The 23,808-nt window shown below is 46.8% G+C and carries 21 protein-coding genes; 8 read left to right on the forward strand and 13 right to left on the reverse strand.

All coding sequences use genetic code 11. The features are described from left to right. Positions 1 to 61: 61 nt before the first annotated feature. The 3 genes from mmsB to chvE form a co-directional block, all read right to left on the reverse strand. Positions 62 to 1,264, reverse strand: coding sequence for a multiple monosaccharide ABC transporter permease (gene mmsB / locus ACQY6I_RS23550; protein ID WP_428244056.1), 1,203 nt, complete (start codon positions 1,262 to 1,264; stop codon positions 62 to 64). Between the two features lie 5 nt (positions 1,265 to 1,269). After that, the gene (gene mmsA / locus ACQY6I_RS23555) at positions 1,270 to 2,796 is read right to left on the reverse strand and encodes a multiple monosaccharide ABC transporter ATP-binding protein (protein WP_428244057.1); all 1,527 of its coding nucleotides are present in this window, start codon (positions 2,794 to 2,796) and stop codon (positions 1,270 to 1,272) included. 106 nt (positions 2,797 to 2,902) lie between these two features. Continuing rightward, the gene (gene chvE / locus ACQY6I_RS23560) at positions 2,903 to 3,964 is read right to left on the reverse strand and encodes a multiple monosaccharide ABC transporter substrate-binding protein (protein WP_428244059.1); all 1,062 of its coding nucleotides are present in this window, start codon (positions 3,962 to 3,964) and stop codon (positions 2,903 to 2,905) included. 583 nt (positions 3,965 to 4,547) lie between these two features. Between chvE and ACQY6I_RS23565 the strand changes: the two genes are divergently transcribed. Then, positions 4,548 to 5,441, forward strand: a complete 894-nt coding sequence (locus tag ACQY6I_RS23565) for an AraC family transcriptional regulator (protein ID WP_428244060.1) — start codon at positions 4,548 to 4,550, stop codon at positions 5,439 to 5,441. 190 nt (positions 5,442 to 5,631) lie between these two features. On the opposite strand, the gene ACQY6I_RS23570 is transcribed toward ACQY6I_RS23565, so the two are convergent. Further along, positions 5,632 to 6,039 (reverse strand): gamma-glutamylcyclotransferase family protein, encoded by a 408-nt coding sequence (locus ACQY6I_RS23570; RefSeq protein WP_428244061.1) that lies wholly within the window; start codon positions 6,037 to 6,039, stop codon positions 5,632 to 5,634. Between the two features lie 887 nt (positions 6,040 to 6,926). Continuing rightward, positions 6,927 to 7,415, reverse strand: a complete 489-nt coding sequence (locus ACQY6I_RS23575; RefSeq protein WP_428244062.1) for a winged helix-turn-helix transcriptional regulator — start codon at positions 7,413 to 7,415, stop codon at positions 6,927 to 6,929. A gap of 65 nt (positions 7,416 to 7,480) precedes the next feature. Here ACQY6I_RS23575 and ACQY6I_RS23580 point away from each other — a divergent pair, with 65 nt between their 5' ends. The 6 genes from ACQY6I_RS23580 to ACQY6I_RS23605 all read left to right on the forward strand — a co-directional run bounded on the left by ACQY6I_RS23580 (position 7,481) and on the right by ACQY6I_RS23605 (position 15,999). Beyond that, positions 7,481 to 8,698, forward strand: a complete 1,218-nt coding sequence (locus ACQY6I_RS23580; RefSeq protein WP_428244063.1) for a beta-ketoacyl synthase N-terminal-like domain-containing protein — start codon at positions 7,481 to 7,483, stop codon at positions 8,696 to 8,698. Between the two features lie 330 nt (positions 8,699 to 9,028). Continuing rightward, positions 9,029 to 10,693, forward strand: coding sequence for a putative transporter (locus ACQY6I_RS23585; RefSeq protein WP_428244064.1), 1,665 nt, complete (start codon positions 9,029 to 9,031; stop codon positions 10,691 to 10,693). A 144-nt stretch (positions 10,694 to 10,837) separates the two neighbouring features. Further along, on the forward strand, positions 10,838 to 12,496 hold the full coding sequence (locus tag ACQY6I_RS23590; RefSeq protein ID WP_428244065.1) for an FAD-dependent oxidoreductase: 1,659 nt from the start codon (positions 10,838 to 10,840) through the stop codon (positions 12,494 to 12,496). Positions 12,497 to 12,756: 260 nt separating this feature from the next. After that, entirely contained in the window at positions 12,757 to 14,169 is a 1,413-nt protein-coding gene (locus ACQY6I_RS23595) for an SLC13 family permease (RefSeq protein WP_428244066.1), read from the forward strand. After that, positions 14,166 to 15,512, forward strand: a complete 1,347-nt coding sequence (locus tag ACQY6I_RS23600) for an ATP-binding protein (RefSeq protein ID WP_428244067.1) — start codon at positions 14,166 to 14,168, stop codon at positions 15,510 to 15,512. Before ACQY6I_RS23595 ends, ACQY6I_RS23600 begins: the two co-directional genes overlap by 4 nt. Before the next feature lies 1 nt (position 15,513). Next, positions 15,514 to 15,999, forward strand: a complete 486-nt coding sequence (locus tag ACQY6I_RS23605; protein ID WP_428244068.1) for a response regulator — start codon at positions 15,514 to 15,516, stop codon at positions 15,997 to 15,999. Positions 16,000 to 16,083: 84 nt separating this feature from the next. On the opposite strand, the gene ACQY6I_RS23610 is transcribed toward ACQY6I_RS23605, so the two are convergent. The 8 genes from ACQY6I_RS23610 to ACQY6I_RS23645 all read right to left on the reverse strand — a co-directional run bounded on the left by ACQY6I_RS23610 (position 16,084) and on the right by ACQY6I_RS23645 (position 23,114). Beyond that, positions 16,084 to 16,395 (reverse strand): cupin domain-containing protein, encoded by a 312-nt coding sequence (locus ACQY6I_RS23610; RefSeq protein ID WP_428244070.1) that lies wholly within the window; start codon positions 16,393 to 16,395, stop codon positions 16,084 to 16,086. A gap of 16 nt (positions 16,396 to 16,411) precedes the next feature. Then, positions 16,412 to 17,365 carry an ABC transporter ATP-binding protein gene (locus ACQY6I_RS23615; protein ID WP_428244071.1) on the reverse strand — a complete coding sequence of 318 codons (954 nt, stop codon included), beginning with the start codon at positions 17,363 to 17,365 and terminating at the stop codon, positions 16,412 to 16,414. Between the two features lie 67 nt (positions 17,366 to 17,432). Then, entirely contained in the window at positions 17,433 to 17,828 is a 396-nt protein-coding gene (locus tag ACQY6I_RS23620) for a c-type cytochrome (protein WP_428244072.1), read from the reverse strand. A 45-nt stretch (positions 17,829 to 17,873) separates the two neighbouring features. After that, positions 17,874 to 18,176: a hypothetical protein gene (locus ACQY6I_RS23625; RefSeq protein WP_428244073.1), complete on the reverse strand. Its 303-nt coding sequence runs from the start codon at positions 18,174 to 18,176 to the stop codon at positions 17,874 to 17,876. Positions 18,177 to 18,326: 150 nt separating this feature from the next. Beyond that, a complete protein-coding gene (locus ACQY6I_RS23630; RefSeq protein ID WP_428244074.1) occupies positions 18,327 to 19,430 on the reverse strand; it encodes an ABC transporter permease in 1,104 nt (367 codons plus the stop codon). Then, positions 19,427 to 20,545 (reverse strand): ABC transporter permease, encoded by a 1,119-nt coding sequence (locus ACQY6I_RS23635; protein ID WP_428244075.1) that lies wholly within the window; start codon positions 20,543 to 20,545, stop codon positions 19,427 to 19,429. Before ACQY6I_RS23635 ends, ACQY6I_RS23630 begins: the two co-directional genes overlap by 4 nt. Beyond that, positions 20,542 to 22,272, reverse strand: coding sequence for an ATP-binding cassette domain-containing protein (locus ACQY6I_RS23640; RefSeq protein WP_428244076.1), 1,731 nt, complete (start codon positions 22,270 to 22,272; stop codon positions 20,542 to 20,544). The genes ACQY6I_RS23635 and ACQY6I_RS23640 overlap by 4 nt, the downstream gene beginning before the upstream one ends. Then, the gene (locus ACQY6I_RS23645) at positions 22,269 to 23,114 is read right to left on the reverse strand and encodes an efflux RND transporter periplasmic adaptor subunit (protein WP_428244077.1); all 846 of its coding nucleotides are present in this window, start codon (positions 23,112 to 23,114) and stop codon (positions 22,269 to 22,271) included. The genes ACQY6I_RS23640 and ACQY6I_RS23645 overlap by 4 nt, the downstream gene beginning before the upstream one ends. A gap of 209 nt (positions 23,115 to 23,323) precedes the next feature. On the opposite strand from ACQY6I_RS23645, the gene ACQY6I_RS23650 reads away from it, so the two are divergent. After that, positions 23,324 to 23,740 carry a PilZ domain-containing protein gene (locus ACQY6I_RS23650; protein WP_428244078.1) on the forward strand — a complete coding sequence of 139 codons (417 nt, stop codon included), beginning with the start codon at positions 23,324 to 23,326 and terminating at the stop codon, positions 23,738 to 23,740. The last annotated feature ends 68 nt before the right edge of the window (positions 23,741 to 23,808 follow it).

The following is a 23,808-nucleotide window of genomic DNA, read 5'->3' on the forward strand; positions in this document are numbered from 1 at the left end:
CCTTGAGCTCATCCGGTGAACATACTCGATCACCGGGTTAATGAGTATTGGAAGAAACTGATCAGCCGGCTTTCTTCTTGTTATATATATCGAAGATAACCGCGCCCAACAGTACCAGACCTTTAATAACCTGTTGCCAATCGATGCCGATACCGAGGATGGACATACCGTTGTTCATCACTCCCATGATCAATGCACCAATCACCGCACCAATGATACGGCCAACACCACCTGTTGTAGATGCCCCACCGATAAATACCGCTGCAATCACATCCAGTTCGAACGCCACACCAGCCTTGGGCGTTGCAGAGTTCAGACGCGCCGCAAACACCATACCCGCCAACGCCGCCAGTACCCCCATGTTGACAAAGGTCCAGAAGGTCAGTCGTTTGGTATTGATACCTGACAACATGGCTGCTTTTTCATTACCACCTAAGGCATAAATACGACGACCGGCAATTGTACGATTAGTGAAGAAGTTATATGCGGAGATCAATATCGCCATAATAACAAGGACATTTGGGAAACCTTTATAAGTCGACATCAAATACGTCAGATAAACAATGGCTCCACCAATCAGCAGGTTACGAATAATGAAAAAACTCATTGGTTCGCTGATAACACCATGTTCCTGCTGCTTCTGGCGAGATCTCATGTTTAGAAAGATCATCAACAATGCCACGACCACTCCCAATACCATGGAAGTCATGTGGAAACGGCCACCAGACAGGAAGTTAGGAATAAAGCCTGAACTCATTTTCTGGAAAGCACTTGGGAACGGTCCTACAGACTGGCCACTAAGTAGCGCCAGCGTCAGTCCACGAAATACCAGCATGCCTGCCAATGTCACAATGAAAGCAGGTATCCGGTAATATGCAACCCAATAGCCCTGGGCAGCACCAATCAGACCACCGACAAACAGACAAACCAGAATAGTAACGAAGTAGTTAATTTCGTAATTCACGATCATGACTGCAGCCAATGCGCCGATAAAACCGACCACCGACCCGACCGACAAATCAATATGCCCGGCTACGATCACTAACAGCATACCCAGAGCCATAATGATGACATAACTGTTCTGTAGGAACAGGTTGGTTAAATTCAGCGGCTTAAGCAATACGCCATCCGTCACAATCTGAAAGAAACCAATAATAACGACAAGTGCGATCAACATTCCGTATTCACGGATATTGCTCTTCATGAACCTCGCGGCAGATACCTTTTCCACTGGTACTGCTTCTGTAGATGTTTGTGTGGACATTCTTGTTATCTCCCAGATTGGATGATCATAGTCATTATAGCTTCCTGAGACGCATTCTCTTTAGATAGCTCGCCAACTATTTCACCTTCATTCATCACATAAATACGATCGCTGATACCTAGCAGTTCTGGCATTTCTGAAGAGATCACAATGAGCCCTTTGCCCTGCGCGGCCAGTTCATTAATGATGCCATAGATTTCATACTTGGCACCCACATCAATTCCCCGGGTAGGTTCATCCAGGATCAAAATTTCCGGTGTGGTATACAACCATTTTGACAGCACAACCTTTTGCTGGTTACCACCGGAAAGATTGCCGGTTTTCTGAAAGACATCTGGACTTTTGATATTCATCCGGGCTCGATAATCATTAGCCACGGCCAGCTCTTTATTGTCATCGACAACCGAATGGCTGGACACACCCTCCATGTTGGCCATTGAAATATTACGCTTGATATCTTCCATTAATACCAGGCCGTAAGTTTTCCGGTCTTCTGTCGCGTAGGCCAGACCATTCTTGACGGCTTTACTGATATTACTGAGATCCACCGGCTGACCATGAAGCAATACTTCACCGGATATTTTCTGGCCATATGAGCGGCCAAAAATACTCATCGCCAATTCGGTACGACCAGCCCCCATCAGGCCAGCAATACCAACCACCTCTCCAGCCTTGACATGAAAGCTCACATCTTTGATCAGGTGACGATCAGCATGCTGCTGGTGATATACGTTCCAATCCTTAACTTCAAAAATGGTGTCACCAATATTCGGAGTACGAGGTGGAAAACGATCTGATAGATCCCGGCCAACCATGTCAGCAATAATTTTATCCTCACTGATATCCTGCGTAGTGCAGTCCAGGGTGCTCACTGAGGTGCCGTCACGAATAACCGTAATCGTATCTGCCACTTTACGAATTTCATTCAGCTTGTGGGAAATCAGGATCGATGTAATTCCCTGCTTCTTGAACTCCAATAACAGTTCCAGAAGAGCATCGCTGTCCTTTTCATTAAGACTGGCAGTGGGTTCGTCAAGAATCAGAAGTTTTACGTCTTTCGACAACGCTTTGGCAATTTCAACCAACTGCTGCTTGCCAACGCCAATATTTGTTACCTTGGTTTCGGGAGATTCAGACAAACCAACTTTTTGCAGATAGGTTCTGGCTTTAGCAAATGTATGGGGCCAGTCAATTACGCCGTGTTGTGTCTGCTCATTACCTAAAAATATATTTTCCGCAATGGAAAGTAGGGGAACTAATGCTAATTCTTGATGAATGATAATAATGCCAAGCTTTTCGCTGTCGGCAATGGTTTTGAAAGAACGAACCTGATTCTGAAACAGAATTTCACCAGTATAGCTGCCATGAGGGTAAACGCCGCTCAACACCTTCATGAGGGTTGATTTACCTGCGCCATTCTCACCAACTAAGGCATGAATTTCCCCATCCTTCACTTTAACCGTGACATCATCAAGCGCCTTAACACCAGGAAACAACTTGGTAATATTGCGCATTTCAAGGATGGTATCCATTGAGTAACCTCTCTTTGGCGGACGCCAAATACTAAATCAATGTATTGATAATCAAATGAAAGCCAACCAGATTCCGATGCCAAAAAGGCATCGGAATCGATATGCATTACATAACCTGATCTTTAGTGTAATAACCACTACCGATCAGTACTTCTTCCCAATTGGATTTATCAACACTGACGGGTTTCAATAGATAAGAAGGTACAATTTTTACACCATTGTCATAGGTTTTGGTGTCATTAATTTCCGGAGTACCACCTTTCAATAACGCGTCAACCATACCAACAGTTACTCTGGCAAGTTCACGGGTATCTTTGAAAACTGTGGAAGTCTGCTCACCAGCCAAAATGGATTTAACAGAACGAACTTCTGCATCCTGACCTGTGATTATTGGCATCGGCAAATCTTTACCACCGTATCCAACACCTTTCAAAGAGGAGATGATTCCGATGGAAATACCATCGTATGGAGACAGAACTGCATCAACACGAGCATCTGTATAGTAGGCGCTCAACAGGTTATCCATACGGGCTTGGGCAGTGGCACCGTCCCAGCGAAGTGTGGAAACTTTGTCCATTCCCATCTGGCCACTTTTTACAACCAGTTTGCCACTGTCAATGTATGGCTGCAGCACCGACATTGCACCGTTATAGAAGAAGTAAGCATTGTTATCATCGGGAGAACCGCCAAACAGTTCGATGTTAAATGGTCCTTTACCATTCTTCAGGCCCAGTGCTTTTTCGATATAACTGGCCTGCAGAACACCAACCTGGAAGTTATCAAATGTTGCATAGTAGTCGACGTTGCCTGAATCACGAATCAAACGGTCATACGCAATAACTTTGATGTCCATGTCAGCAGCCTGTTGCAACACATCAGACAATGTAGTGCCATCGATCGAGGCAATAACCAGGACATCCATACCTTTCACAATCATATTTTCAATTTGTGACAGCTGGGTTGGGATATCATCTTCCGCATATTGCAGATCTGTTTTGTATCCAGCTGCTTCAAATTGCTTAACCATGCTTTCGCCATCAGAGATCCAGCGTGCAGAAGATTTGGTTGGCATGGAAATACCCACCTTATCTTTAGCGAACGCGGCACCAGGTAGAGCAACGAGCAAGGACATAGCCGCTGCAGCGGCAAGAGATTTCAAACTTGTCATTTACATTCTCCCAAGGCTGAACATCCAAATTACTCCTCAAGGGAATCTGGGGATGCCTTAATAGTTGTTTTTTTAAAGGAAAACTTATCTTTTCAGTTTCAGGAAGGCCTTTCGGTTTTAATTTTATCAACCCCCCACAACCAACAGTGTACATAGAGAATTAAAATAAAAATCTACTGATTTATCAATGCAGCAATTTCATCCATATATGTAGCCCAAAAAGTTAAACCTCTATGTCAGACTTTGTAATATTCTGACATACAGACAGATATATATAACAATAATGCTATTTTATAAGGACTATTTGTCTTGAAAACGTTCTTAAACAAAATAGTTATATTATCCATGACCAAGCTCAATGTCTTGTTTCGTCAGACATACTAGCAGGCAGTTGATTTTCCCGCTAAGGCAGCAAAAACAGGGTAAAAATTATCAGTAAAGCACTATTTATAGATCATAAATGCGCTCCTTGGGATAATTTTTAACGCCGTATTCGCAACGCAAGTGGAAATCAACAATCTGCAATGACCCGCTGTTTGAGCACGGTCTACATAACAAAAATAATAAATTGCAGGTACAAAAATTGTCTTCTATCTTCGATATTTATAAAGAATCATGTGTCAGAAGTTTTGACTTACACGAAAACAATTTCAGCCACGAGCTTCTGAATACATTTATTGCAGCGGCAGGTTATGAATACTGTGTGGATCCGAGTTATGACTGGCATGGACTGAAACGCGGCAATTCGGATCTTATTATTATCCAACACACACTGTCAGGTTCCGGAAATCTGATGATCAACGATCAGTATTACGAAATTGCTTCAGGTCATACCATGCTGCTGAGAATCCCCCAAAACAGTCGTTATTGGTTGGGAGATAACTCTCACTGGAAGTTTTTCTGGGTCACATTGGGCGGCCATGAAATCGTCCGGCTGTTTGACTCCTTATTGCTTAATCGTGGTCCGGTTCAAAGCTTCAACCATCTGGTGATAAAACGTATGGAGCTTATTGTGCATGAAATCCTGACCGAAACCAGCAGCACAACAGGACACCTTTCTGCCAAAGCTTACGAACTGACTATGGCACTGTTCGATGCCACCAGTATGGAGCATTCCAGCGCCAGAGATCCTGATGCCATGGATAGGGTAAAAATGCATATTGAACAAAATCTGGATCAAGAAATCAGCATGTCGGATCTGGCTAAAATCGCCAACTATTCACGGCCCTATTTCACTCAGGTGTTTACCCAATTATATGGCGAAAGTCCGGCGTCTTATTTACTCAGATTGAGGCTGGAAAAGTCACGAGAGTTATTAGCTCTCAGCCGTTACAATATTAAATATATTTCACATGCCTGCGGCTTTAAGGACCCCAATTATTTTGCCCGGCGTTTCAGACACCAGTACGGCATGAGTCCGAGGCAATTTCGATCCCTTAATAATCAGCAACTAAATATGAGCCGACAAACTGTCTGATGAAGGAAAAATATCTCTATTTTGAGATTGGCCAATGCAGCAACAACAAATAGCATTAAGCGCATCAGCAATTGAAAAGATAGAAAGTCATCAGCAAACTAAACTCTATGACCAGGAATAGCCATGTAAGTTTTCGGAGAACACATTTTAGAAACAACAGCTTCTCGCTGGGTCACACTCGCGAAACTATTCAGTAAGATTTTCGGGAAACGCTTCGAAGCTGTTCAAAATACTCGATATCCCAAGCCTGACCATCACATATATAGTGATATTCAGGATTCAACGCGTACAGACTGCTACGAACCTGAATAGTCTCTCCCAGTGAATTGAGCGTATAAACCGGAGTTGTCAAACGGCGATAGAACTCACTTTCATAACGATCTATTTTTATAAAATCTTCATCAGACACGTTCAGCCTTAACATACCCTCCAACCCGGTTCTATCGCTGTTTGGCACCAGCACCGGGTAATCAGCATCAATTACCCCCAAACGTTCATAACCATCCAGCCAGGCCCGCTGGCAAACATATGTAGTGCCAATCACTTCCCGCCATATACGGTCATACATCAATGATCCATAAGTAAATAAATGTTGCATACATCCTCCTTTGTTCGTCATTTATGCCAAAAGACAAATACAGTAATTTGTTATTTTTATAAATCGGATGAATGAGCAATAGATTCACAAGAGTGAACAGTTTTGCATTTTATTTTATAATCTCCTGGAAGGATAATTAACGACCTCAGGAGGAGATTTTTATGTCTACCGTCATTCTATTTTCAATTGCTATTTTGTACCTGATCTTTACTAAGTCTGCCAAGTCCGCGCAGCGCAGGCGCTCAGCTACATTCAAGTAAATAATTATTGAAAACACTCGTACTAACAATCATCTTTTGGGCCACAATTTAATTGTGGCCCTGCAATTTTTATCTACCACCCTAACTTTCTTGATATAGAGTGTTTTATAGTAACTATAAAGCTCTTTTATAGCTCATGAAGACAAAAAACAACCGTTTCTCATACGTTTTCTGAATCAAAACTGAATCGGCGTGAGATTTTCGTCTTTCTTCCCCCGACTGCGCCGGTTTGGTGCGTCAATGTACACAGACAAAATCCTGTAACTCTCTCACACAATTACATTACGTCTCGTTACAGGTATTCACACCTCAATACAACATTATCAGAATTCACTCAATAGACGCCGGATTCAATAGTTTTAGCAGACGGTTACATCAAATTGACCATTTTTTCCTGATCAATTTACCTTCCTTTCGCAGATATCAAAACATCAAATCTGACTGTGGTTTTACTGACGCTATATCAACAAAAAATATTGGCCGAATGAACAAAATACTTATGCCTAACGTATTTTTTCTTATTAACATTTTTTAAAAAAGTACTCTTATTCAGAGGGCCCAAGCAATGCTCGCGGACAGCATTGATCTCATAACGGCAAAAAAGAAACTTTTTTGAATTCTGATTTATTAGGTTTCGGAAAGATCAAAATAACGGAACCATTTTTCTCGGTCAGATTCTGGCATCTGATCACTGGGGCTTACCTGCATGCTGCCAGGCAAAATTTCTTCGCCACATTGATCACATACGACTTTCGCGTGACTGGTTTTACCACACGTATGAGTAAACGTTATAGGACCACTACCGCCATACAACCATTTGTCGCCCCACGAGATCATCATTTGCATAATTCCCATGAGCTCTTGCCCTTTTTGGGTCAAACGATAACCACTGCGAGGAATTCCTGCTTCTATTGGTTCGACCAGACCATGCTGGTGCAATGCATTCAGTCGAGCCGTGAGGACTTTTTTGGAGATTCCAAGTGCCTGCTGTAATCCGGTAAACCGGTGATTTCCCATACGAATATCACGAATAATCAACCATGCCCATTGATCTTCAATCACATTCAGTGTCTGGGCGATGGAGCAGGGAAACTGATCAAAACGAGTACGTGTCATAGTTGACCTGTGTTTTCTTGACGTTTATATTTTGGTCTCCTTAAGAGACTATGTGAGTGAATTATATGTTTCCACGACGAGTTGTCATCACAGGTATTGGCGCAGTATCACCAATCGGTAACGATCTCCAAACAATTGAGCATCATTTACGACACTCAATCAGCGGTATCCGTTCCATGCCTGAGTATGCTGAGCTTGGCATGCGATCGCAAATCGCCGGAAAATCGGAAACAGAGCGGACCCAGGATATACCCCGTAAGCTAAAAAGATTTATGGGAGAAGAATCTCAACTGGCATATGTTGCCATGGAAGATGCCATTGCTCACAGCGGCCTGGATTCACACCTGGTGAAACATCCAAGAACCGGGCTGATCATGGGTTCAGGTGGTGCATCAACCAAGGATATCGTTGAAGCAGCTGATGCTCTCAGAAACAAAGGCATCAAAAAAGTCGGCCCTTACCGGGTAACTTCGACCATGACGAATACCGTTTCAGCCTGTCTGTCGACGGGATTTGGTATTACAGGACTGAATTTCAGCGTTTCTTCAGCATGTGCAACATCCGCCCATTGCATTGGTCTGGCTGCTCAAATGATTGCCTGGGGAGAACAGGATATTGTCTTTGCCGGAGGCGCAGAATCAGAACATTGGTCAAAATCAGCGCTGTTTGATGCCATGCAGGCCATGTCCACCGGATTCAATCAATCACCACAAACAGCCAGCCGTGCGTATGACCAGCACCGTGACGGTTTTGTGATTGCTTCTGGCGCAGGAGTACTGGTGCTGGAAAGTCTCGAACATGCCGAACGCCGAAACGCACATATAATCGCTGAGCTCACAGGTTATGGTACTGCTTCAGATGGTGCCGACATGGTGAGTCCTTCCGGCGAAGGCTCGCAGCGGTCGATGATGTATGCACTGGAGCAATACAAAGGGCAGATTGATTATCTGAACACCCATGCCACCAGCACCCCATTGGGTGATGATGTCGAATTGGAGGCCTGCAAAAAAGTTTTCCATGGCAAGCTTCCGCCGCTGAGCAGCACTAAATCATTAACCGGTCACAGCCTGGGTGCTGCCGGCGTGCATGAGGCGATCTACTCATTAATTATGCTGAGCCAGGGATTCATGGCGGCGTCTGCCAATATAGAAACAATTGATCCCAAAATGGCGGACCAACCTATACTGCGTGAAACGATCGACGCTAAATTAAAAACCGTTATGAGCAACAGTTTCGGTTTTGGCGGAACCAATGTCAGCCTGATCTTCTCCGCCCCGACATAGGCATAAGTTTCTGTTTTTAAAAAAGTTATGCTGCAAAATATATGACGATAAAACAAAATAACAAGTCAGACTAAAACGCTCGGGCTTGATGTCTAGAGCAAATGGATTTCCAATGTTCATCGAAATTGATTAACCCAAATCAATAGCAACATACGACGAAGGTCTTATACTGTGTAACAGAAATAAACGCAGGGCCTGCATTGGCGATCCAATAATAATTAAGCGGCATACCATGCAATAAAAAGAACAGTATGATTGTGCGCCGTTATTCCATCGCCTTGGACCTTCTGTAATCAAACCGGTTTATTAATCTCTGAGCGGAAACAAAACATGAGCGAAGTTGCACTCTCAATACTGGTCCTGTCCGTAGTGGCAGTGATTGGTTTATGGTTAGGAGGGCTCAAAATCAAAGGAGTTGGCCTCGGCATCGGTGGTGTGCTGTTTGGCGGTATCCTGGTTGGGCATTTTATCAATCAATTTGGCTGGCATCTTGATGGCCATGCTACTCACTTCATCAAAGAATTTGGACTGATTCTGTTCGTCTATACCATTGGCATTCAAGTCGGCCCCGGCTTTTTCGCTTCCCTGAAAAGCAGTGGTCTAAGACTGAACGGCCTGGCTGCAGGCATCGTCATTCTTGGGGGACTCACCGCCGTGGCCCTGCACTTTATCTTTGACCTGCCACTGAATATCTTTCTGGGTATTTATTCTGGCGCAGTGACCAATACTCCATCGCTGGCTGCCGGGCAGCAGATTCTGCAGGAGCTTGGGATGGTCCAGGAACAAACCAATATGCTGGGGCTCGGTTATGCCATGGCGTATCCATTTGGCATTCTCGGTATCCTGTTATCCATGTGGGTAATCCGGATTGTGTTCGAAGTTAACGTGGATAACGAGGCGGATAAATTCGACAGCAACAGCGGCAGCAAAGAGAAAGCCCTGTTGTCGATCAATGTAGTGATTGAAAATCCCAACATCGACGGAATGAAGTTCTCGGAGTTATCCGGACTGGTTGGTGAAGAGGTGATTTGTTCGAGAATGAAAGCCAAGGGCGAACTCAAAGTTCCATCGGCTGACACCGTCCTCCACCTTGGCGATTTTCTACATTTCGTCGGCCCCAATCAGGATCTGTTGCACAAAGCCACTGTCATCGTTGGCGAGGAAGTCGCAGAGTCTCTTTCCACTAAGGGAACATTATTAAAAAGTGATCGTGTCGTCGTCACAAATGAAAAAGTACTTGGTAAGCATCTCGGCGAATTGAATTTCAAACACAGCCATAATGTGGTGATCTCACGCCTGAATCGGTCCGGCGTAGAACTGGTTGCCAACAAAGATTCTGTGCTGCAGTTTGGGGACATCCTCAATATCGTGGGTGCCGAGGCGGATATCGAAAACGTTGGGAAACTGATCGGTAACGCTACCAGCAAACTGCATCACGTTCAGATGCTGCCCATCTTCATCGGCATTGGCCTGGGTGTGTTACTGGGCTCCATTCCGTTCCAATTGCCACATCTACCTGCACCTCTGAAACTGGGTCTTGCTGGTGGTCCGCTGATCGTTGCGATCATTCTGGCGCGGATCGGCAGCATCGGCCGGCTGTACTGGTTTATGCCTCCCAGTGCCAACCTGGCTCTAAGGGAAATCGGCATCGTGCTGTTTCTGGCCGTTGTCGGTATTGATTCGGGTGCGAATTTTGTGACGACTCTACTCGATGGAGAAGGCCCCACCTGGATGGCCTATGGCATAGCCATTACGTTGATTCCGCTATTAATCATAGGTTTGGTGGGTCGGGCTTTGATGAAAATAAACTATCTGACTCTGTGCGGTTTAATGGCTGGTTCGATGACAGATCCGCCAGCTCTGGCGTTTGCCAATTCCATTCATTCTTCCAGCGGCGCAGCAGCATTATCTTACGCAACCGTTTATCCACTGGTAATGTGTCTGCGAATTCTTTCACCGCAGGTCATTGCAGTCCTGCTCTGGGTCTCCAGCTGACCGTCTTCCTGAACTGCAAAAGCCTGGCATTCGCCGGGCTTTTTTTATCCAACCGTGACTGGCCAGATTGATACAAATCATTCCATTTTGATCAATTAATTTAGATAATTCTAATATATAGATTTAAATGGGAGGAGAGACGAGATGGCCAGAAAACTTATTATTATTGGTGGCGTAGCGGGCGGTGCATCCGCTGCCGCCAGAGCACGACGACTGTCAGAAGAAGCGGAAATCATCATTTTTGAACGTGATCGGTTCATCAGTTTTGCCAACTGTGGCCTGCCTTATCACATTGGTGGAGAAATTAAGGAACGCGATGCTTTACTGGTGCAGACTCCGGAATCGATGAACGCCCGGTTTAATCTGGATATTCGTATCCAGACAGAAATCCTGGCCATTGATCCGGTCCAGCAAACCGTCCAGGCCCGTGAACTGAACAGCGGCAGGGAATATCAGGAGTCCTACGACGATTTGATTCTGAGCCCGGGTGCCAGACCCTTCGTTCCACCCATTCCCGGTATTCCTAATGATAAAACGTTTACCCTGCGAAACATCCCGGACATGGACCGGATCATTCGCACCATTCATATGGACGCTCCCAAATCGGCGGTGGTAATTGGGGGCGGGTTCATTGGTGTCGAAATGGCCGAAGCTCTGGTACAGCAAAACATCGAAACCTCTTTGATAGAGCTTTCCAATCAGATCATGGCACCGGTTGATCCAGAGATGGCAGTACCGTTACACGAAGAGCTGCGTCGTCATGGCGTTCGACTGATGTTGGGTCAGTCGGTGGAAAGTATGGATGTACAGGACAACGCTCTGCATCTTACGCTCCAGAACGGCAATACGGTGACCACAGACCTGCTGATCCTGGCAATCGGAGTTAAACCCGATACCACCCTGGCCAATAACGCCGGGCTGGAGATCGGCCCGCGTGGAGGAATTCTGGTGAATGAACGAATGGAAACATCGGTGCCACACATATATGCGGTAGGCGATGCCATTGAGGTAAAAGACTTCATCAGTCAGGAACCGGCGTTGGTGCCTCTGGCTGGCCCAGCCAACCGCCAGGGAAGAATCGCAGCCGATAATATCTTCGGTCGCCAGTCTCAGTACGGCAATACTCAGGGAACCGCTATCTGCAAGGTATTCAATTATGCCGTCGCGGCCACTGGCAGTAACGAAAAAGCGTTGCGCAGGCGTGGTGCCCGATACGAAAAAATTTATGTCCATGGCGCTGATCATGCAACCTACTATCCAGGAGCCAAGACCATCGCGTTCAAATTACTGTTCGATCCCAACGATGGTCGGATTCTGGGAGCACAGGCCGTCGGGGAAAAAGGTGTCGATAAACGTATAGATGTTATGGCAACTATGATTAGAGCCGGGATGACCGTCTTTGACATGGAAGAAGCAGAATTGTGTTATGCCCCGCCTTTCGGTTCTGCCAAGGATGTGATTAATCAGGCTGGTTTCGTCGCCAGCAATGTCATACGCGGTGATCATCTGATCTGCCAACCTGGCGAACTGATGGATAACGCGCAGGACATGCTGATACTCGACGTCCGCAATGCCGATGAAGTCAGCGCATGTGGGGAAATCGAACATGCCGTCAACATTCCTCTGCCAACACTTCGACAACAGCTAGATCAATTACCCAAGGACAGAACCATTGTGGTTTATTGCGCCGTCGGGCTACGGGGATATGTGGCCTACCGGATGTTATGCCAACACGGCTTCAAAGTGAAAAATCTGACTGGCGGTTATCGCAGTTACCAAATGTTCAAACATATTGGCCGATAGCAGGTCAGGCGCCACTGCCCCTATAACACATTCCTCAGAGTGGCATTGAATTTAATTCAGTGTCACTCAACCTCCTACGAACGACCTACCAGGATGATTCGCCGCTGGCGGGCATTACATTTGTTTCTTCGTGTTTTTCCAGCGCTTATTGATAGATGTCATATACTAACCTTATTGGCTGTGACATGTTGCTGAGGTACCAGGCCACCAGGTTGATACTTTCAACCTACAAAACAACAATAATACATAGACGGTCCATCATGAATATACTGATCAAACTGGCCATAGGCCTTGGCATTCCTTTTATTATTATTCTGATTCCCCCGGAGGCGTATCCCATTACCGGCATGACGGTGGTAGAAACCAGAGTCATCGCCATTTTCATGCTGGCAGCATTATTCTGGGTACTTGAACCCATTCCCATTTATGCCACATCGCTGCTGGTCATCCTGTTGGAACTGATCACACTATCAGATAAAGGCTTTAAACCTCTGGTTAAGTCGAATACGGACAATTTCGGCACTCTGGTCAGTTATAAAGCAATCATGGCAACTTTCGCATCCCCAATCATTATTCTCTTTCTAGGTGGTTTCTTTCTGGCAATGGCCGCCACGAAGTACCGGCTTGATCAAAATCTTGCCAGAGTTTTACTTAAACCATTTGGCAGCAATCCGAAATTTGTCATGCTTGGACTGATGCTCATTACCGCTGTATTTTCAATGTTTATGAGCAATACTGCCACTACTGCCATGATGTTATCCATTCTGGTTCCAGTACTGGCTGTTTTTGAAAACAATGACCGGGGCCGCATTGCGTTTTCGCTGGCCATTCCATTTGCCGCCAATGTAGGTGGCATAGGCACTCCTATCGGTACGCCACCCAACGCTATCGCACTTAAGTATCTGACTGGTGAACACGCTATTAGTTTTGGGGCATGGATGGCGTTTGCCGTTCCTTATGTCGTTATCATGCTGTTCATTGCCTGGATATTGTTGATCGTTTTTTATCCACCCGCTCCCAGAGCATTCAAACTCACCATCAAAGGGAAATTTCTAAAAACCCCGCAAGCTCTTATTGTCTACATAACATTTGCGATCACGATTCTGCTCTGGTTGACAGATTTCCTGCATGGAATGAACAGCTACGTCGTCGCCATGATCCCTGTGGCCGTGTTCTCAGTGACATCAATCATTACTAAAGAAGATCTAAAACGCATCAGTTGGGACGTTCTTTGGCTGGTTTCTGGCGGTATCGCGTTGGGACTGGCATTGGAACAGAGCGGGTTGGCTCAACACGTTGTTCACAGCATTCCATTTGAGCGATTCTCCCCATTAATCATTATATTTATGGTCAGTGTGGTTGCCTTGCTAATGGCTAATTTCATGTCTCATACGGCTACTGCCAACTTATTATTACCACTGGTGGCTGCTCTGGGAACGTCTCTTGCCGGGCTGGAAAATTTTGACAGTATGAAAACACTTCTGCTGAGTGTCACATTTGCATGCTCTTTGGGAATGTCGCTGCCAATCAGTACTCCTCCCAATGCTCTGGCTTTTGCTACCGGCAACTGCGAAACCAGGGATATGGCACGCATGGGTGTCAGTATCGGCATCATTGGCATACTAATGAGTTTCTTGATGATCTATCTATTGAAAATGATTAATTTCCTATGACTCAAAGACTCACGGTTCAACAGATCAAGGAAAAATATTTCTCTGATCCTGACAAGGTTATTCAAGTCCGGGCAGGTGAGATTCTGTACGATGAACTGGCTTACAACCAACGTCTTTATATTGTTTTAAGCGGTTGTATTACCGGATATATGTCCAACCGTTTTGGCGATGAATATAAGATCTTCGAAAGTATCAGAGATCAATTTGTCGGCGTGCACTCGTTCTTTTCTGAAGATCATCAGAGCTATGCCAAAATCGTTGCCAGCACCGACGCCACGCTGGCCTATATCGAGGCCGATGAATTTCAGGACCGCATGCTGGATCACGAATTTTCCAGCTTTGTGGTTTCCCTGGCCCTGAGCGAACTCTCAGCCCGCCAACGATTTGCCCGCAAAGAGGCTTTCGAGAAACAGGAAAGCATGAAACGACTGATGCAGGCGGACAAAATGGCCACTCTCGGGCAGATGGCGGCAGGTCTCGCCCATGAACTCAATAATGCCGTTGGCGTGCTGGCCAGCAAAACCACCTGGCTGGCAGAAATTGTCGCCGAATATTTGAACGAAAAAGATGCACATCGGATGTTCCCGTTTTTTGAACAGGGGCTGCACCGCGGGCAATATTTATCCAGTTCCGAAGTACGCCGTAACCGTCAGCAGTTTGAACACGAGCTAAAATTTGATCATGCCCTGGCACGGAAAATTGCCAAAACCGGCTTGGCCGCCGGCGAGCTAAAATCTTTAGGCACCAAAGATCTGCGCAAAGCCGCTGAACGGGTAGTGTACTACTGGGAAATTGGTGCGGCTTTTTATGATATGGGCATCGCTGCCCGTCAGGCGACTCACGTAGTCAGTTCTGTACGGCAACTGGGCGCTCGCCACCGACAACACCACGATGGTGTGGAAGTTAACAAAAGTCTGCATGAGGCACTGGCTATTTTAAGCAGCATGCTTAAAAACATTCGTTTGGAACTCAAAATCGAAGATCCGTTACCCGAAGTGTTTGGTAGTGGCGGCGAATTGATGCAGGTATTCGTGAATTTAATCAAGAATGCAGCGGAAAGCGTGACCGCCAACAACACAGAATCACCGACACTATGGGTTTGTTCTCACCTTAACCAGAAACAGATAGAAGTTACAATCAAGGACAATGGGCCGGGTATTCCGAAATCCATTCAACACAAAATCTTCCGCCCAAACGTATCCACTAAAGTGGAGGGATTATCGTTTGGGCTTGGACTCGGGCTCTCCATTGTTCAACGCCTGGTGGAGGGACATGGAGGTTCGATAGAACTGAACAGTGAACCAGGCAATACAGAATTCAAAGTCATACTACCGGTGAATTAATATGAAAAACATCAACATCATTTGCGTAGACGACCAGCGGGAAGTACTGAATACCATTGCCGAAGACCTCAAAATCTTTGAACCACAAGTGAACATTGAGGAATGCGAATCGGCCGAAGAAGCCCAGGAAGTCATGGAAGATCTCGATAGCCAGGGCGATCTGATTGCCCTGATTATCAGCGATCACGTCATGCCAGACAAAACCGGCGTTGATTTCCTTGCCGATGTCAAAGTAGATGGTCGGTTTGTCCAGACCAAAAAAGTTCTTCTGACCGGGCTGGCAACACACCAGGATACCATTACTGCGATCAATCAGGCCGGCATCGACCACTATATTGAAAAACCCTGGAAACAGGCAGACTTACAAAAAACCGTTCGGGAATTGCTGACGCACTATATTTTTAACGCTGGCCTGGATTATCAAAAATATCTCGAAATTCTCGATAAAGATGTCGTGTTCAGTCGCTTACAAAATAGTACAGGTTGAAGTTTTGATGCCTTACGAAAAAGTAAGGCAATAACATATCGGTTACAGTAATGAGAGGCTACCTGCCTTTGCAGCACATCAGCGTCAGACACTTCCTTCCTGTTCCACCACCAGCACTCTGGCTTCACCAATTGGGTGGGCCACATGTTCAGTACCAATCGTAGCGTAAAACAGATCGCCGGCTGACAGGCGGTGGACATATTCGTGACCATCCTGACGATAATGCATATCCACTTCGCCATCGAGCACTACAAACACTTCCTCGCCGTCATTGATATGCCATCGATAGGGCTGATCAGTCCAGTGCAAACGGGTGGTGATTCCGTTCATATTGGCAATATCCAGCGCTCCCCAGGCACGATCAGCAACAAAGTCCTTGGCCTTTATAATCTTCATTCGGACGTCATCCCCACTACGACGAAATGGTGTTATTTGTATCCTGTTTCTGTGAACGAACCAGGCTAACGAAAATATCTTCCAAGGAACTTTCCCGGCTCTGCAGATCTTTAAAATCGATCCCCTGTTCACCTAATAAACGCAACAACTCTGATATGCCAGAATGATCGCTTTGAGAATCAAAGGTATAAATGAGCTGATACCCATCGTCAGCCAGCATCAGCGGATAGTCTTTTAATACTGCCGGAATATCATCCAACGGCTCTTTCAACGCCAGCCGCAATTCACGCTTACCCAGCTTCTGCATCAGTTGTTTTTTATCATCCACCAGGACAATTTTGCCCTTATTAATGACCCCGATGCGATCCGCCATTTCTTCGGCTTCCTCAATGTAGTGAGTGGTCAAAATAATGGTCACTCCATTTTCCCGAAGACCACGTACCATCTCCCACATATCACGCCGCAGCTCCACGTCCACTCCAGCGGTTGGCTCATCAAGAAACAGAATTTTAGGTTCGTGCGATAAGGCCTTGGCAATCATCAATCGCCGTTTCATGCCACCGGACAATGCCATTATGCGGGCATCTTTCTTTTCCCATAGAGACAGGTCCCGCAATATTTTTTCGATATATTCCGGGTTTGGCGCTTTACCAAACAACCCTCGACTGAAGTTGACCGCACCCCATACCGTTTCAAACGAATCCGTCGACAATTCCTGAGGCACCAGTCCGATTTTTCCTCGTGCCTGCCGATACTCACGAACCACATCATGCCCATCTGCCATAACCTGGCCATTAGACGGGTTTACAATGCCACAGATAATACTGATCAACGTCGTTTTACCCGCACCATTCGGGCCCAGTAGCGCAAATATTTCGCCGGCCTCAATCTCCAGATCAACCTGATTCAGAGCCTGAAAACCACTGTCATATATCTTGTTTAACTGCTTAATAGAAATGATAGCTGCCATGCCCGCCCCGCTGTCGAAATCTTATGTGAAGGCAGGCATGGTAACACGGTTTTTCTGTGCTCAACGGCTACATTTTATGTTCCTGAGTTTTGATACCGTTGTACTTCTGAGTTTCCCGAATAAACACCAGCAAGGCTGTCATCTCCATGAAACCAACCTGAGGTTGCGAAGGCATATTGCCATAGGGCCAATGGTGCTGTTGCACACCATTTTTAATCGCCCGATAAAATGCTTCGTTACTGTGATGGCCAGGGTTATAAATCGAATGGATCAGCGGCGGCCCCGACTGAGTGCCCTGGGCATTGACACCATGACAGGCAGCACAGTTCTGGTTAAAGACCTGTTGCCCATATTGGCCCTTTTCAGAGAGATCACCGATTTTGACATCTACATGCCCCCGGTTATGGTTTGCCACAGCAATCGCAGATATCAGCATCAACGCTGATACGATCAGTATACGCATGATTTGTTTTCCTAAATTATCAATGAATAGATTAAAAAAAGTGGCTCAGGAAAACAGAATCGGAGGATGGAAGATGTCAACCGGCAGATGGCCGGGTTGTGGAGACGTAAAGGTCGGATAGGACGCTGCCTGCAATTGCATTGGAGAGTGACAGGAGTGCAGTATTGAGGCTTGTGAAAGTTGGCAGCATGTCTGCTGGCACGAACTGCCATCTTCGACACCCTGACAACCATTCATGGTAGTCATCTTCATGGCATGGGTCATCACAGAAGCATTGCCTGCTTCAGCAAAGGCTGGCTGCACAGACAATAATGCCAGCAATCCCAATAACCATATGTAACGCATCATGAACACATCACCCCCATCAGAAGCCAAAATACTACCGGGAGAAAAATATGCAAACAACCGCTGAATACAGATCTCACCAAACTAACTGATGTTATGAAATGTGGTTCTCAATTAAACGGACAAAAACTATACCTGATGCAGACGGAATATCTACTCCAGCCTCCGGGTAAAAAACCACCCGGCAATAGATAACGTGACCAACCCGATCACCAGCAACGGCCAGGTATTCGTCCATACCTGTTCAAACGGCATGTTCTTGAGAAATAGACCTTTGACCGTAATCAGGCTGTGTTTAAGCGGATTGATCCAGGTAAGCGTCTGTAGCCAGCCCGGCATATTCTCAATGGGGGCAGCATAACCGGACAACGTAACGGCCGGCACCATAAACAGAAATGCACCCAATATGGCCTGTTGCTGGGTTTTGGAAATGGCAGAGATGAACAGACCGACTCCCACCACTGCCATCACAAATGTGAACAAAACAAGCAGCAGCCACAGGAAGGATCCGGTAAACGGAATCTTAAAAACACCGACTGAGAATCCCCAGATCAGCATCCCTTCTGCCAGGCCCACCAATACCGCTGGCACGGTTTTACCCACCAGAATCTCCCACGGCATAAGAGGTGAGACCAACAACTGATCAAACGTACCCAACTCACGCTCTCTGGCTACCGACAGTGCCGTAACGATCAGAGTAATCAGCATGGCCAGAATCGCCACCAGCGACGGCACTGTGAACCACAAATATAACAAATTCATGTTGAACCAGTTACGCCCCACCAGCACCGTTGGCAATACGTCACCGCCTCGCTTAAAACGCACTTCCGCACTGTAACCATTTACCAGTTGGGTAATGTAACCACTGACTATTTGCGCGGCATTGGAACGACGACCATCCAGAATAACCTGCAGCTTCGCTACCTTGCCTCGCTCCAGCTGACGGGAAAAGTCCTGTGGGATCAAAATAGCAGCCATGACTTTTTGTTCATCGATCAGAGGATGCAGCGCCTGCAGACTGTTGACCATTTGAATATGCGTAAAAGTGGGAGAAGCCGCAAGCCGTTGTACAAGCTCATACCCATGTTTACCAGTATCCTGGCTATAAATGGCCAGCGAGACATTTTTGACTTCCAGGGTGGCCGCAAAACTAAACACCAATAATTGCAGGATCGGCGGCGCAATCAATACCATCCGTCCGCGAGGATCGCGAAATAAAGCCAGCAGTTCTTTGACAATCAGCGCAAGGATTCTCACACATCCAACCTCTTGACGGTTTTTCGCGCGGTGAGAGCAAAAAACACCAGGCCGATAAACATCATAGAGCCCATGCAAGAAAGCAGTAGTGGCCAGACATTTCCACTGAGAAACAGCGTTTGCAGGCTGGTCACAAAATAGCGGGCCGCAAACACATGACTGAGCATACGCACTGGCAACGGCATAGAACTGATCTCGAAAATAAATCCAGACAACATGAATGCCGGAAGAAAGGCCGACATTAATGCCATTTGAGATGCCACAAACTGATCCTTGGCCACCGATGAAATCAACAACCCCTGACCCAGGGCTCCAAGCAGGAAAACAGAGGTGGCCACAGCCAGTGCCAGAAATGATCCCCTGAATGGAACGTGATACCAGAATGTCGCTACTGCCCAACACACCACCATCGACCCCATCCCAAGCAAATAATAGGGAATAAGCTTACCCAACAGGATTTGGCTGATTGAAACCGGCGTGGCCATTAACGCCTCCATGGTGCCCCGCTCCCATTCGCGGGCAATCACCAGCGCGGTCAGCAGGGTACCAATCAGCGTCATAATGATGGCAATTGAACCCGGGATTAGAACATTACGGCTGCGCAGTTCGGGGTTAAACCAAAAGCGGTTATCGAGCCTGATCAAAGAGGGCGTCAGATCAACGCCCCGATCACGTATCTGATGGCCCAGCCAGACCAGATAAACACCGTTGACATAATTCTGAACAAAGGAGGCAACGTTCGGCTCTGAACCATCGGCAATAACCTGAATACTTGCACTGCGGCCATCCAGAATCGCATCGGCCACCAGGTTCTGCGGCACCACGACTATGCCGCGGATTTTCCCAGCCACCAACTGCGGTTCGAATTCCCGTCGATCATGACCGATTTCAACCTCCAAAAAACGCGAGGAAGTAAACGTTTCCACAAGACTGGAAACGCTCGGAGACATATCTTCCAGGACCAACCCAATACGGATACGATTGCTATCGAGATTAACGCCGTAGCCAAATATGAATAACAATACCAACGGCAATACAAAGGCGATCAGAATAGCGCTTGGATCACGCATGATCTGTAGCATTTCTTTGCCGATCAATGCCACCAACCGTCTCACGCCGCCCCCTCTGCCAATGGATCGTTGTCATAATTCCGGACCAACGATATAAATGCTTCTTCCAGTGTGGGCGACTCCATACCGGACAAATTTGAGGCCTTAAGTTTCAAATCATCCGGGCTGCCGGTAGCGATATTGTGACCCCGATATATCAGCCCGATACGATCACAATATTCGGCTTCATCCATAAAATGGGTGGTCACCATGACGGTCACCCCTTTCTCAACCATGGCATTTATGTGCATCCAGAATTCACGCCGGGTGATCGGGTCCACCCCCGAAGTTGGTTCATCGAGAAATAACACGTCGGGTTGGTGCATGACTGCACACGCCAGTGCCAATCGTTGTTTATAACCCAATGGTAATGATCCGGCGGTCATTTTCAGGTAGGGGGCAAAATTGAAAATATCCGTCATCAGTTCAATCTGATGTCGGCGGCGTTTCCCCGAGAGTCCATAGAGACCGGCAAAAAACCTTAAATTCTGCAATACACTCAAGTTAGCGTAGAGCGAAAAAGACTGGGCCATGTATCCAATACGTGCACGCGCTTTGGAGGTTGCGGTTTTCAGATTCAATCCGGTGACAAAAGCTTCTCCGGAGCTGGGCTGTAACAATCCACACATCATTTTGAAAGTTGTTGATTTGCCAGCTCCATTCGGACCCAGCAGGCCAAATACTTCCCCTCGGTGTATTTGGAAGGTGTTATCTGCCACTGCAGTGAATTGACCGAACTGTTTACTCAAGCAGTGGGCATCAATAACCGGTTGATCGTTGGCCGGTTTGTCCGCCATTTCTGCTGCCAGAGCTGACTGCCCTCCCGGACCACCACCCAGAATATCGATAAAGGCATCTTCGAATCCCGGTGCCACAGACTGCCACTGACCACTGTCCAATTTTGGCCGGGATTGCCCGGCCCCTAACACAACACGGACATTATGTCCCTGAATCACGCCATCGATGACCTCTGGCTGACGCAGCATGTCTGTAAGTAGCTTTCTGCGCGTTTCTGCTGGAATCCCTTGAATTTGCCACACCCGGCCACGGACTTTTTGAAACAACTCAGCCGGGGCACCATCATACAGCTTTTTACCGTCATTCAAGAGAATAACAGTATCGCATTTTTCCGCCTCATCAAGATAAGCTGTTGACCAGACCACCGCCATGCCGGCGGATAACAGCTCACGCACCATCGCCCATAATTCACGGCGGGAGATTGGATCCACCCCGACACTTGGTTCATCCAACAACAGCAATTGCGGATCACCAAGCAATGCACACGCGAGTCCCAGCTTTTGCTTCATACCTCCGGATAATTTTCCTGCCAATCGTTGCTGAAATGACTCCAGCGCAGTGAAATGCAGCAATCGGGCAAATTTATCGATACGTGCCTGGCCGGTTACCTGACGCAAATCCGCATACAGTTTCAGGTTCTCCAGCACCGTCAGATCTTCATAGAGACCAAATTTCTGTGGCATGTAACCAGTCACTTCATGCACTGCTCCAGCCTGCTGCACGGTGTCCAGTCCAGCGACAGCAATACTCCCACTATCTGCCTGCATCAAACCCACCAAATGACGTAACAGCGTGGTTTTACCGGCTCCATCCGGGCCAACCAGACCGGTCATACGACCCGGAACGATCTCTGTGGAAATATCTTCCAGAGCAGGTCGGTCCATACCCTTGAAGTGCTTGCTGAGATGATCAATAACCGCCACCGGAGTACTCATGACTGTCCTGCCGCAGGCTTTGGTATCGTGACCGTAACCGGCATACCCTGACGCAAGCCACGATCTGGATTAGCAACAATGACCCGCAAGCGATACACCAGTTCGGTTCGTAACTGGGTGGTTTCCACGGTTTTGGGTGTAAATTCGGCCTGGGGAGAAATAAATCCAATCTGCCCCTGATAAGTCCGGTGTGAATCGGTTGTGACGGTGACCTGCTGACCCGGTGAAAGGTAACCAAGATCGGGCTCATTAACGTATGTCCGTACCCATACTGGATCATTGAGCGCCAGGGTATACACCGGCTGACCAGAAGAAACGATAGACCCTTCCTCCCGCACACGGGTCAGAATAATACCGTCATTTGGTGCCAGCAAACGGCTGTCCTGCAAAGACGTTGCTGCAATGTTGACCTTTGCCTGCGCGGTCTTGACCCGGGCACGAGCCTCATCACGAGCAGCAATAGCATCATCGAACGCACCCTGGGAGATGGCCCCTTTTTTCAGTAACTCCGCATTACGTGCATACAATTTTTCGGCATTTTTTACAGCAGCTTCCGTTTCCTGCAACGATGCCTTGCGCAACGCCAGCTCATCCATAAACGGTCCGGTATCAAGTACAGCCAACACGTCCCCGCGATGAACCTGATCACCTTCTTCCTGATTCAGGGTCTGAATACGGCCCGCCACCCGAAACCCCAGCGCTACATCACGAATGTCAATGTTGCCATATAGTGTCAGCTCGGTAGTCTCTGCCATCGGCAAGCGCTGTTGTGTCATATAGTAATAGCCACCAACACCAGCCAGAGCCGACAACAACAGTAACACCAATACAACACGTTTCATTGCACCACCCCTGAATGTTGCCATCTATTAAGTATTTAAGCAGGTGATCAATCTTGCGCAATTAAGGCTCTATGATAAATGTAATTAATTCATCAAAGTCATGCTTATGATTAGCTGAGCTGGATTGTTGTAAAAATTCCATATCTGACTTGATGAGTCAGATTTTCAGCTACACTGAACAAACCAATGTGACACTATGGAGGCCTGTGATGCGTCGCTATATCCGCCATCCCATCACTGTACCCTTACAGTACCAGTTTGCTGATGATTCTGACGGCCTGGCCTCCCGCACCAGCAATATCAGCAATGGAGGGCTGTGTATTAATACCGAAGAACCTTTACCTCCGGGGAAACATTTAAAAATCTGCATTCATATCGGCGACTTGCCATTTGAAGTGGATGCACAGGTTGTATGGTGCAACACCTGTCTGCTGGGTTTTGAAAGTGGGGTGTGCTTTCAGAATACAGAAGATGCATATGCTGCACGAATGGTTGAACAAATCTGCTATATTGAGCAGTATCGTCAGCGAATTCGGGAGCAGGAACAAAGGGAGCTCACCCAGGAACAGGCCGCTGAAGAATGGATCGAACGTCATGCAGCGGATTTCCCATCCTGGGATCACTGATCAGCAATAGATTCATCTCTTCATCGTTACCGAAAACTTTTAAAATAAGTATGTTGATACAAAATGTT

Origin of the sequence: Gynuella sp., from assembly GCF_050297175.1 — a bacterium.
Classification (GTDB): domain Bacteria; phylum Pseudomonadota; class Gammaproteobacteria; order Pseudomonadales; family Natronospirillaceae; genus Gynuella.